We start from the raw sequence: 12387 nt of genomic DNA, 5'->3' as shown, positions 1-12387 counted from the left end.
ATTTAAACTATATCAATGCAAAAGTCTAACAAACCCATTGCCGGTTATCATTTATTGATGATTCTTTCTTCTGTAGACGGAGAATTTGCTCCGGAAGAAGGAATGCTTGTTCAGCAATATTTAGCCGATGAATTTCCTTTTAAAATGAATCTTGATAATGAGCTTGAAACCATTGCCCTGCTTCAGCCGGAAGAATGGAAAGATCATTTTGAATTTCACGCGCGTTGTTTCTACGACGATTCTACGGAGGAAGAAAGAACAAGTTTCATTCAGTTTGCGAAAACGCTGATTAAGGCGGATAATAAAGTGACGGATGAAGAGCATACTTTTTATACACTTTTGAAAAATCTTTGGAATATTAATCGATAATTGAGTCATTAAAAGTTAGAAATTCGTTTCTGACTTTTAGTTTTTAACTTTAAAATAAAAGAAACTATGAGAAGAAAAATAGTTGCAGGAAACTGGAAAATGAACAAAAATGTAATTGATGCCCAACAATTAATGGTTCAGTTACTAAGCTATAAAAACAATAATACTACGAACTGCGAAGTATGGATCGCTCCTCCGTCTCTGTATCTGATGATGGCAAAAGATGTTTTTGAAAAGGATGAAATCGGTGTTTTCGCACAGGATATCAGCGAACATGAAAACGGAGCGTACACAGGAGAAATTTCTGTGGATATGCTTGAATCCATTGATGCAACAGGTTCTTTAATCGGACATTCTGAAAGAAGACAATATCACGGAGAAACAGATTCTCACTGCAACAGAAAGGTAAAATTAGCTTTGGATAAAGGTTTGATTCCTGTTTACTGTAACGGAGAAACTTTGGAACAGAGAAAAGCAGGACAGCATTTTGAAGTGGTAAAAAATCAGACTGAAGTAGCTCTTTTCACACTTTCAGCAGAGGAAATTAAAAAAGTAGTGATCGCTTACGAACCGGTTTGGGCAATCGGAACTGGAGAAACTGCGACGCCGGAACAAGCACAGGAAATTCATGCTCACATCAGAAGTATTATCGCTGCAAAATACGGACAGGAAGTTGCTGATGAAGTTTCTATTCTTTACGGAGGTTCTGTAAAACCGGATAATGCGAAGGAAATATTCTCTCAGCCGGATATCGATGGAGGTCTGATTGGTGGAGCCGCTTTAAAACTGGAAGATTTTTCTAAAATTATTGAGGCTTTCAACTAATAGCGAGTAAAGCTGTGAAAAAATTTATACTGCTGTTTCTGGGAATATTGTTGTTTGATATTCTTTATGTATTTATCTACGACCAGTTTTTCATCGGTATAAAACCTGAATTTTTGCAGTATCCATTGTCGATAATTAAAGTTTTGGTGAATTCACCCGCAGTATTATTTGATAAGCTTTTGCCTTTTTATGCGTCAATACCAATATATAAGATGTTTCTGATATTTTTTGGAAATATTTTAGTACAGACATTTTTGATTTACAGGATGTTCTTTAAAAAGAGAAGATCTACAGAAAATGAAAAATAAAATTCGGCGGCATCTTCGATGCCGCCGGATCTTTTATAATCAGAGTTTGTAAAATTAAAGTTTGTGCTTTTATATTTTAGATGGTCTGCTCTTCATGCTTTCCTTCTTTGATCTCCTCGATCATCTTTGAATTAAAGGCAGGAAGGTCTTTCGGAGTACGGCTTGTGACTAAACCATGATCTACCACAACTTCGCTGTCTTCCCAATTCGCTCCCGCATTTTTAAGATCTTTACTGATTGAATCCACCGACGTCATTTTTCTTCCTTCAACTACTTCGGCGTTGATGAGAATCTGTGATCCATGACAAATAGCTGCAACGGGTTTGTGCTGCTGGAAAAAATCTCTTACGAAAGATAAAGCAGTTTCATTGGTTCTTAACTGATCGGGATTGATCAAGCCTCCCGGTAAAACCAATGCATCATAGTCTGAAGCATTAGCCTCATCCAGCGTTTTATCGACATTATATTCTTGTCCCCAGTCTTTTTCTGCCCATGCTTTAATGGTTCCGGATTCCGGACTGATGATGTGGGCTGTCCAACCTTGCTGTTCCAAATGTTCTTTTGGAGATTTCAATTCGCTTTCTTCAAATCCGTGTGTTGCTAAAATTGCAATTTTCTTTGACATAATTTTTATGATTTAAGTGTTGTACTCATCATCTTGAAAAAATGATACCGTTTTTGCCCTTACATTTTATAAAATTTGTTAAAGTATTTATTTCCGATCTAAAAATTACTTTTATTACTATTGATGTTAAAATTTATAAATCTGACTTTTATCCTAGCCCGGATTGCAGCAATTGTCTGAGCTCGTTTCTAATATTTCAGGGTTGCGGCGGCTTCGCCGCCGCAACCCTGAAATATTAGAAACAGCGAGTGCGGAAAGCCGGAAAAAGCTCCTAAAAAAATTCATAAAAGTTTCAGGTCTCCATAAAAAAAACGCACCAAAATCAATTGATGCGTCTTCTTATTATTTTTACAAAATTTATTTTTTGTCTTTGGATCTCTGTAAAACTTCGTCTACCATTCCGTATCCTTTTGCTTCTTCGGAAGTCATCCAGTAATCTCTGTCGGAAGCTTTTTCTACCCAGTCATAAGTCTGTCCTGAGTGCTCAGAAATGATCTCGTAAAGCTCTTTTTTAAGCTTTAACATCTCTCTTAAATTGATCTCCATATCAGAAGCCACCCCTTGCGCACCTCCCGAAGGTTGGTGAATCATTACTCTTGAATGCTTTAAAGCAGAACGTTTTCCGCTTTCTCCGGCAACCAAAAGAACCGCTCCCATTGAAGCTGCAATACCTGTACAGATTGTTGCTACATCAGGCTTAATGATCTGCATCGTGTCGTAAATTCCTAAACCGGCGTAAACACTTCCACCCGGAGAATTGATATAAATCTGAATATCTTTTGAAGGATCTGCACTCTCCAAGAAAAGAAGCTGAGCGGTTACGATATTCGCCACCTGATCATCAATTCCTGTTCCTAAGAAAATAATTCTGTCCATCATCAAACGGGAGAAAACATCCATTTGTGCAACATTTAATCTTCTCTCCTCCATGATGTACGGCGTAAGACCTGTAGGACCATACATTCCCATATACTGATCGGTTGCCAAACCGTTATTTCCCAGATGTTTTACAGAGAAATCTCTGAATTCTTTTTTAATGTCCATATGCTTGTTTTGTGTATTACATTTTACGAGGTTGAATTTACAACTTTTATTCCTAAAATTTTATAAGACTTTTTGTCATAAAGTTTCAATAATTAACAGATCATTTCCTCTTATCTGTCAGTATAAATACCAGTAATTGCAGAATAATTTAAAATTTTAGCCAATTCTTTTGAAACCATCGTGAGCATCTGAATTTTCTTAAGCTGTTCAAAATATTTAGATTCATCGGATTCTGCATATTCTGCCAATTCTCCTTTTGCTTTTGATATCAGGAAATTAACATATCTGAATTTATGAATCAGAATATCTCCTGCCACCTGCTCCGGAATTTTATCCCCGTAATTGGGTGAAAAAATATTTCTTGTGGTCCAGTCGTTCAGCTCACTGTAAATATTCATGGAATTGACGGCTGCCTTACTCAATTCTTCATCCATTAATCCGAAAAAGAAATTTCCTTTTCGGAGTTCCTCTTTTTCAATTCCTTCTTTTATATACTCTACGATTCGTTTGTTCAGTTCCACCTGGAATTCGTAGTTGTCTTCTTCAAAATGGTGAAGAATTTCTTCAATCACCGTAATATCATATTGCTGCTGATCCGGCGCGGTTCTGTGAAGAACAACATCTCCGTAATTGAGCATATGATTGATAAGGTCATTTTCAAGTTTCGTCACATTAAAAAGTACCGGATCAATATAATCTCTCGGATCATTTACTACTTCAAGCTTTGCAGGTTGTTGCGCTTCCGTTTTAATCTGCGCTTTATGGGTCTGATTTTGGGTGATCTGTTTCTGAACATCCAGCTCATTAAAAAGACTTTGCTCAGAAAGTCCGAATTTTGTAGAGACCTGCTTCAGATACACTTCCCTTTTCAAAGCATTCTGAACAAAGGAAACCGACTTCACAATGTCTCTGATGGCCTCAGCTTTCTTAATCGGATCGTCCCCAATTTCCTTGAAAAGAATTTCAGCTTTAAAATCAATAAAATCCATCGCTTCATTTTCGATGAATTTTTCCACATATTCCTGCGGATGTTTTCTGGCGAAAGAATCGGGATCGTCTCCGTCCGGAAACAGCATCACCCGAATATTCATTCCTTCCGTCAAAAGCATATCAATACTTCTGAAACTGGCTTTGATTCCTGCATTATCCCCGTCAAAAAGAATGGTTACATTCTCCGTTAATCTTTTGATAAGCTTAATCTGCTCCGTCGTTAAAGAAGTTCCGGAACTTGCTACCACATTTTCGATTCCCGACATGTGAAGCGAAATAACGTCCATATAACCTTCCACCAAAAGACAGACATTCTTACGCGAAATTGCCTGCTTGCTTTGGTTTAAACCATAAAGAACATTGGATTTATGATAAATTTCCGTTTCCGGTGAGTTGAGATATTTGGCTGTCTTTACGTTATTTTTAAGAATTCTGGCTCCAAAACCTAAAACCCTGCCCGAAAAACTGTGGATCGGAAAGATTACTCTTTCACGGAAACGGTCGATTCCGGCGGGAGAATTTTCAGGGAAAATTGAAAGACCCGATTTCTCCAGAATTTCTTTTGAATAGCCTTTTTCTAAAGCATATTCTGTAAAGGCATTCTTTTTTTCAGGCGAATAGCCGAGCTGGAATTTTTTAATGATATCATCACGAAGTTCACGCTCTTTAAAATAAGAAAGACCGATTGATCTCCCCTCTTCCACTTCCCAAAGAAAATTCTGAAAAAAATCGTTCGCTACTTCATGGATTTTATACAGCAGATCTCTTTCCGACTGTGCATTTTTTGCTTCTTCGGAAAAATCTTTCTGATCTTCCTCAATTTCAATTCCGTATTTTTTTGCCGCGTGGCGAAGTGCTTCAGGATACGTAAAATTTTCGATTTCCATTAAGAAAGAGATCGCTGTCCCTCCTTTTCCGGTGGAGAAATCTTTCCAGATCTGTTTGCTTGCCGAAACAACGAAACTCGGTGTTTTCTCGTCATGAAAAGGACTTAATCCCTTGAAATTAGACCCTGCTCTTTTGAGCTGCACATATTCTCCCACAATCTCCTCAACGCGGATTGTAGAAAAAATCTTATCGATGGTCTGTTTGGAAATCATGCTGCAAAAATATACAAAAATTATATTCTTTCTATAATAGGATTGTAAAGAAGATTTTTATTAGCCCACATAATTTATTGATTTAAAACAATTTAATTTATTTATTTTTGAATCAAACTATAACGACATTCTTTATTTATGAAATATTTCAGAAGATTTTTTATTATAACTGTTACTATTTTCATTGTATTCCTTTTGTATCTAGAGTTTGGAGGAATGTTCATCTTAAAGACCAACGACAAAAGAACAATCACATTCTACATCAGAAGCAGCGAAAAAATTCCTAATAACTTTTCAAATTTTTATAATACCGTTTATCCGAATTCGTTATCCGCAAATTCATGGAGTTACATGTTTGATATATTAACTAATCCACAAGCTCCTCGAAAAGAATGCCCATGTAATCAAATGTCTTACAAGATTTTACCAACTTTAGAAATTAAGCATACAAAAAGAATAAATTATTTCATGAATCAGTTTATTGTAGCAAGATTTATTGAAAACAGATTTAGCCAGAAAGAATGTCTTCAATTTAATTTCAGCAGTTTTAATTTCTTAGAAAACAGAAAAGGTTTATCTGAAGTTTCCCAGTCTCTTTTTAAAAAGGATGCCGAAGATCTGAAACCCATGGAAATGGCTGAAATTTTAGCATTATACGAAGCTCCTCTAAAACACAACCGGTCTAGAAATCCTCAAAAAGCAAAGGAAAGGACAGAACATTTTTATCATGTTTATCTCAATAATTCTAAAATAAAGAATTAAATTTTTTACCGTAATTAATTATCTTTGTTTTAAAAATATGCAATTCACGATTCAACATATGGAAGACTGGCAGAATATTGCCGAAACCGTCATTTCAAAATTAGAGCATAACATTTTACTTTTAAAAGGAAATCTGGGCGCCGGAAAAACAACTTTTACCCAGTTTCTACTTAAAAATCTGGGAAGTACAGATGAAGTAAACTCTCCTACCTATTCCATCGTTAACGAATACAACACTCCGAAAGGAAAAGTTTATCATTTCGATTTATACCGCTTAAAAAACATTGAAGAAGTCTACGATATTGGCATTGAAGAATATCTTGATAACGCTTTTCTTTGCATTATTGAATGGCCGGAAGTCTACGAAGAAGATCTTTACGGTCTCAAATACCACGAAATGAGCATCATTAATACCGGAGAAAACAGAGAAATTTCATTCGAGTAAATATTATGTATCTTTGCTCCTGAATTTGAATGTAAAATAACGATCTGTAAGAACCTAATTATTTAAAAGGATGAGTACTACAAACATTTTTACTCCTTTTACCGAAGAGGAACTGATGCCGAAAGAAGAAAAGCTGGAGGTCATTAAAAAAGGAAAACAATTCAGCATAGGAATTCCGAAGGAAACTTCCCTGAATGAAAGAAGAGCTTGCATAACGCCCGATGCGGTGCAGGTTTTGGTAGAAAGTGGTCATGAAATTATCATAGAATCCGGAGCCGGACAAGGTTCGTTCTTTACAGATCTTCAATATTCTGAATCGGGAGCCAGAATTACAAATGATCCTAAAGAAGCTTTCGGACAGGATTTAATTTTAAAAGTGAATCCGCCAACAGAAGAGGAAATTGAGTATATGAAACCGAATACCTATCTTGTATCGGCACTTCAGATCAATTTGAGAGATAAAGATTATTTCTTAAAACTGGCAGAGAAAAAAGTAAATGCCATTGCATTCGAGTTCATTGTAGATGAATACAAACAATTAGCTTTAGTAAGATTGGTCGGCGAAATTGCAGGAACGGTTTCCATTCTTTATGCTTCCGAGCTTTTAGCTTTATCCAACGGCTTAATGTTGGGCGGAATTACAGGAGTAAGACCCGCTGAAGTGGTTATTTTGGGAGCAGGAATCGTTGGAGAATTTGCAACAAAAGCAGCCATCGGTTTAGGCGCAAGTGTAAGAGTTTTCGATAATTCCCTTTCAAAATTAAGACGACTTCATACTTTGGTCGACAGCAGAGTTCCGACTTCCATTATCGATCCGAAAGAGCTGAAAAAAGCGTTAAGAAGAGCCGATGTGGTGATCGGAGCCCTTCCAAGACTTAATATGACACCCATCGTTACCGAAGATATGGTAATGAAAATGAAAAAAGGAAGCGTTATTATCGATATTACCATCGACAACGGAAAAGTAATCGAGACTTCCGAACTTACCACCATGGAAGATCCATACATCATTAAGCACGGCGTAATCCACTGCGGACTTCCGAACCTAACCTCAAGAATGCCGAGAACCACCACAAAAGCGATCTCCAATTTCTTCCTTTCCTATATTTTAAATTACGACGAAGAAGGCGGCTTCGAAAATATGCTGGTTCGCAAAAACGAAATGAAACAGAGTCTTTATATGTACAAAGGCAGACACACGAAAAAAATCATCTGCGACCGTTTCGGACTTACTTATCACGATATCAATCTTTTAATTTTCTAATGAAAAAACTGAAATTCTATGCAATCGGTCTTGTACCGGGATGTATTATTGTATTTTTTATCTTAAACAAAAAAGGCGCAAGCTGCAGCGGTTATCTTCCCAACAGCCGCGTTATTGCAGAAACCCTGTCTAAAGATTTTAAATATTCTGAAACAGCAAAAGCAGAAATGGCGACATTAAAAGTTGATGAAAAATTTCTGAAAGACAGTATCATCACCAAAGGAAAGATTGATTTCGACAGAAGCCACGCACAGAAAAAACCCTGTCCTGATTATCTTCTCACCTATCCCGAAGAAAAACCAACTTTCGAAATTACTTTCGAAAAATGCGAGGAAAATGTAACAGTGAATTCTTTGAAGAAACTGAAATAAATTATCAGTCCGCTTTGCGAAGCATTTATGCCTTTGCTCCTTTTGAAGTTAGAATTATCTTTATTAAAACTTTGCGTTTAAATAAAAAATAAAGATGCTTCGACAAGCTCAGCATGACATGTCACAAATACCGAGTTTTGGTTTAAAATAGAAATAAAAAGAAGTAAATAAATTTTCAATCCATGGAAGGCAATTACTACATGATTCATGATTATTGGATATTCATCGGAGTATTTGCGGTTTTCTTTTTTTTAACGGTAAGCATTTATTTATTCAGCCAAAATCAGAAATTTAAAGTAAAAAATGCCAAGCTTTCGACTGCCAATAAAATGATTCAGGAAAGACTGAATGAAGTACAGCTTGAACACATCGGAACAAAACTGAATCCACATTTATTTAAAAATATCCTGAATTCGGTGCAGTCTCACGCCTATCAGACGTATATGTCGCTCGATAAGCTCGCGAATGTTTTGGACTATATTTTATACGAAAGCAACAATAAATTCGTAAGCCCGAAAGAAGAATTAAATTTTGCCTTAAGCTTAATTGAGATCAACAAAATTAAAGTAAATCCTCTTTTTGATTTCAGAATTAAATCGAAAATAAACAAATCGGATGAAATCTACGAAGAAAAAGTTTTTGCCCCTCTTCTTTCGGTAGATCTGATTGAAAATGCCTTTAAACATACCGATTTCCTTGCTTCAGACTCTTTTATTTCAATCCAGATGGAACTGGAAGAAAGAGTTTTCACGATGAAAGTAAGCAATAAAGCTTCTCTGAAAAATGTTCTCGAAAAGGAAAAAAGCGGCTTCGGAAGCCAGTCTCTGGATCAAAGGCTGAAAATGATCTACAATACGTTTTACACGCTTCAGAAAAGTTCAAAAAACGGTATATTCACGGCAGAATTAACAATCAATTTAGGAGATTTTTATGATAAAATGCGTTATTCTTGACGATGAATTACTGGCAATCAGCTATTTAAAACTTCTATGCGAACAGATTGAAAATGTAGAAGTTGTAAAAGCATTTAATGATCCTAAAATTTTTCTGAACGAAATTGAAAATATCGACTGTAACGTCTGCATTTTAGACATCGAAATGCCCGGAATGAGCGGATTGCAAATTGCAGAAGCCATTTCAGGCTCAAAAAAAATCATCTTTACCACCGCTTACAAAGAATACGCAGCCGAAGCATTTGATTTAAATGTGGTTGATTACGTTCGAAAACCCATCAAAAAAGAAAGGTTAGTACAGGCCTTCGAAAAAGCGGCAGAATTGCTCCGGAAAACCCATAAAAAAGATTTTATCGAATGGAATACCAACATCGGTAAAACCGTAATTTTTACAGACCAGATTGCCTACATCAAAACTTCGGAAATCGACAGTCGGGATAAGGAAATCCTTCTTAAGGACGGAACCAATATTGTTCTAAAAAATCTGAATTTCAAAAATCTTCTGGAAATGCTTCCCGCAAAAGATTTTGCGCAGGTCAATAAAAAAGAAGTTATTGCTTTATCTGCCATCAAAATATTCTCCACCAACGAAATTATTACTACTGTTTCTCTGGGAAATGACCGCTTTTTAAAGCTTCAGATCGGGGAAACCTACAGGAAATCTCTTTCCGATTTATTGGGACATTAGATTTCACTGCAAAATTCTTTCTTTTCATTACATTTGATTAAAAATCATCTTTTTTTTCCGATTTTCTTAGCAATTTTGTCTAAAATTTGGAATCATGAATTGGGGAAAATACAGAAACATTATCTTTTATATTTCCACCATTATTGTTTTTTCATCACTGATGTACTTTTTCATCATTGAAGGACAGACGTTGGAAATCGGAGAAAAGATCATTACAAAAACAAACAACAGTTCCAGTTGGGACAATTTTTTAGAATCATTCAAGACCAATCTTCACCATCCTTTAGCTTTATTACTGGCGCAAATCGTTACGATTATTCTTGTTGCAAGACTTTTCGGCTGGATTTGTATGAAGATCAAGCAGCCTTCCGTGATCGGTGAAATGATCGCAGGAATTGTTCTGGGACCTTCCCTTGTAGGAATGTACTTCCCGGAATTTTCGGCGTTTCTTTTCCCGAAAGAATCTTTAGGAAATCTTCAGTTTTTAAGCCAGATCGGACTTATTCTTTTCATGTACATTGTGGGAATGGAACTGGATCTAAGTGTTTTAAGAAAAAAAGCACACGATGCGGTGGTCATCAGTCATGCAAGTATTATTATCCCTTTTGCATTGGGAATTGGTCTGTCTTATTTCATTTATAAAGAATTTGCGCCGGAAGGAATTCAGTTTACCTCATTCGCGCTTTTCATCGCTATTGCCATGAGTATTACCGCTTTTCCCGTTTTAGCAAGAATCGTTCAGGAAAGAAATCTTCAGAAAACCAAATTGGGAACTGTGGTTATTACCTGTGCAGCAGCCGATGATATTACGGCATGGTGTATTTTAGCAGCCGTAATTGCTATTGTAAAGGCCGGATCGTTTGAAAGCTCCATTTACGTAATCCTGATGGCAATTGCCTATGTATTTTTCATGATTAAAATTGTAAGACCGTTCCTAAAAAGAATCGGAGACTTACAGGCAGGAAAAAGCACCATCAACAAACCCATGGTTGCGATTTTCTTTTTAACCTTAATTCTTTCGGCTTATGCTACGGAAGTTATTGGGATTCACGCGCTTTTCGGAGCTTTTATGGCAGGAGCGATCATGCCTGAAAATGCAAAATTCAGAACATTGTTTATTGATAAAGTTGAAGATGTGGCATTGGTTCTTCTTCTGCCCCTTTTCTTTGTATTTACAGGACTTCGTACCCAGATCGGATTACTGAATGACAGTCATCTGTGGATTACAGCAGGATTCATCATTTTAACCGCAGTGATCGGAAAATTTGCAGGAAGTGCGTTAACCGCAAAATTTTTAGGCATCAACTGGAAAGAAAGTTTAACGATCGGAGCTTTGATGAACACCAGAGGTTTAATGGAACTTATTGTCCTGAATATCGGTTATGATCTGGGCGTTTTAAGTCCTCAGATATTTGCGATGATGGTAATTATGGCGCTGTTTACAACTTTTATGACGGGACCTGCGCTGGATTTCATCAATTTTCTATTTAAATCTAAAAAAGATGATGAGGAATCTCCGGTAAATGATGCGAAATACAGGGTATTATTATCTTTTGACCATCCTGAATCCGGAAGTACACTGCTGAAACTGGCTCATGATTTCACCCATAAAATGAACGGCAATAAAAGCATTACCGCAATGAATATTGCTCCAGTGAACGAAATGCACGCTTATGATATTAATGAATACGAAAATGAACAGTTTAAAAATGTAATAGAAACTTCCAACGATCTGAATCTTGAAGTCACAACGCTTTTTAAAGCCTCCAATGATATTGAAAACGATCTTACACACATTACCAACAAAGGAAATTACGATCTTCTTCTGATTATGCTCGGAAAATCGATGTATGAGGGAAGTCTGTTGGGGAGACTTTTAGGTTTTACGACGAAGATCATTAATCCGGAAAAACTTTTAAATACGGTAAAAGGGAAAGGAAATATTTTCAACAACTCTCCTTTTGACGATTTTACATTACAGATTCTGGATAAAACCCAGATTCCTGTTGGTATTCTGGTGGAAAAAGAATTTACTTCCGCAGACAAAGTTTTTGTTCCGATCTTTAATTTAAGTGATTTTTATCTGCTTGAATATGCCAAAAGACTCATCAATAACAACAATTCTCAGATTATTATCTTAGATGTTGCAGGACAGATCCGGAATAATATTGAAGTGAAAGAACTCATCCGAAGCATCGAACAGGTTGCGCCCAATCACATCACTTTATACAATGAGAAAAAAATTGAGAAAGAATTTCTGAATTCGCAGGATTTAATGCTCATCAGCAGCAAAAGCTGGAAAAACCTCATCGATACGAAAAGCATATGGTTATCGGATATTCCTTCAACATTGATTATCAGTAATCCTTAATGATTTGAATAGTGAATTTTGTTATGCAAGTCAATTAATTTTATTGTCAATTCGCTTTCCGAGAAATTAAAGCGAGTCCGATCTAAAAGATGAAAAAATATCATGAAAAAATATTCTCTATCTGCTTTGGCAGCATATTCGTTCTTTGATAAAAACATCAATTAATATCTTTTCGGAGATTATTGATCAAAAATTATAATTATGGCTTAAATCAAACTCACTTTAATTAAAAAAACCGTCTCATTTGTGAAACGGTCATATTCATTGTATTG

The 12387-nt window shown here is 36.1% G+C and carries 12 protein-coding genes; 9 read left to right on the top strand and 3 right to left on the bottom strand.

Annotated elements, in window-relative coordinates; genetic code table 11:
• The first annotated feature begins 15 nt into the window (after positions 1-15).
• Both H6W52_RS05515 and tpiA read left to right on the top strand, forming a co-directional pair.
• A complete protein-coding gene (locus H6W52_RS05515) occupies positions 16-369 on the top strand; it encodes a TerB family tellurite resistance protein (RefSeq protein WP_076392410.1) in 354 nt (117 codons plus the stop codon).
• A 66-nt stretch (positions 370-435) separates the two neighbouring features.
• Positions 436-1194: a triose-phosphate isomerase gene (tpiA, locus tag H6W52_RS05510; protein ID WP_116096457.1), complete on the top strand. Its 759-nt coding sequence runs from the start codon at positions 436-438 to the stop codon at positions 1192-1194.
• 384 nt (positions 1195-1578) lie between these two features.
• On the opposite strand, the gene H6W52_RS05505 is transcribed toward tpiA, so the two are convergent.
• From H6W52_RS05505 to dnaG, 3 genes are all read right to left on the bottom strand, one after another.
• The gene (locus tag H6W52_RS05505; RefSeq protein WP_116096459.1) at positions 1579-2127 is read right to left on the bottom strand and encodes a type 1 glutamine amidotransferase domain-containing protein; all 549 of its coding nucleotides are present in this window, start codon (positions 2125-2127) and stop codon (positions 1579-1581) included.
• Positions 2128-2484: 357 nt separating this feature from the next.
• The gene (clpP, locus tag H6W52_RS05500; RefSeq protein ID WP_076392404.1) at positions 2485-3171 is read right to left on the bottom strand and encodes an ATP-dependent Clp endopeptidase proteolytic subunit ClpP; all 687 of its coding nucleotides are present in this window, start codon (positions 3169-3171) and stop codon (positions 2485-2487) included.
• A gap of 110 nt (positions 3172-3281) precedes the next feature.
• Positions 3282-5261 carry a DNA primase gene (dnaG, locus tag H6W52_RS05495; protein ID WP_116096461.1) on the bottom strand — a complete coding sequence of 660 codons (1980 nt, stop codon included), beginning with the start codon at positions 5259-5261 and terminating at the stop codon, positions 3282-3284.
• Between the two features lie 138 nt (positions 5262-5399).
• On the opposite strand from dnaG, the gene H6W52_RS21370 reads away from it, so the two are divergent.
• The 7 genes from H6W52_RS21370 (at position 5400) to H6W52_RS05460 (ending at position 12115) form a co-directional block, all read left to right on the top strand.
• Positions 5400-6023, top strand: a complete 624-nt coding sequence (locus H6W52_RS21370) for a transglycosylase domain-containing protein (RefSeq protein WP_116096463.1) — start codon at positions 5400-5402, stop codon at positions 6021-6023.
• A 37-nt stretch (positions 6024-6060) separates the two neighbouring features.
• Positions 6061-6468 carry a tRNA (adenosine(37)-N6)-threonylcarbamoyltransferase complex ATPase subunit type 1 TsaE gene (tsaE, locus tag H6W52_RS05485; RefSeq protein ID WP_116096465.1) on the top strand — a complete coding sequence of 136 codons (408 nt, stop codon included), beginning with the start codon at positions 6061-6063 and terminating at the stop codon, positions 6466-6468.
• A gap of 70 nt (positions 6469-6538) precedes the next feature.
• Positions 6539-7732: an alanine dehydrogenase gene (locus H6W52_RS05480; RefSeq protein ID WP_116096467.1), complete on the top strand. Its 1194-nt coding sequence runs from the start codon at positions 6539-6541 to the stop codon at positions 7730-7732.
• Positions 7732-8103, top strand: a complete 372-nt coding sequence (locus H6W52_RS05475) for a hypothetical protein (RefSeq protein ID WP_116096469.1) — start codon at positions 7732-7734, stop codon at positions 8101-8103. The genes H6W52_RS05480 and H6W52_RS05475 overlap by 1 nt, the downstream gene beginning before the upstream one ends.
• A gap of 182 nt (positions 8104-8285) precedes the next feature.
• Complete coding sequence (locus tag H6W52_RS05470) at positions 8286-9056, top strand: histidine kinase (protein ID WP_116096471.1); 771 nt, start codon at positions 8286-8288, stop codon at positions 9054-9056.
• Positions 9034-9744 (top strand): LytR/AlgR family response regulator transcription factor, encoded by a 711-nt coding sequence (locus tag H6W52_RS05465; protein ID WP_116096473.1) that lies wholly within the window; start codon positions 9034-9036, stop codon positions 9742-9744. Before H6W52_RS05470 ends, H6W52_RS05465 begins: the two co-directional genes overlap by 23 nt.
• Before the next feature lie 94 nt (positions 9745-9838).
• On the top strand, positions 9839-12115 hold the full coding sequence (locus H6W52_RS05460) for a cation:proton antiporter (protein ID WP_116096475.1): 2277 nt from the start codon (positions 9839-9841) through the stop codon (positions 12113-12115).
• Positions 12116-12387: the final 272 nt, after the last annotated feature.

It is taken from the genome of Chryseobacterium sp. C2(2020) (assembly GCF_014218915.1).
GTDB lineage: Bacteria > Bacteroidota > Bacteroidia > Flavobacteriales > Weeksellaceae > Chryseobacterium > Chryseobacterium mucoviscidosis.
The sequence above is the reverse complement of the archived record's forward strand: the minus strand, read 5'-3'. Positions and strand labels throughout refer to the sequence as shown.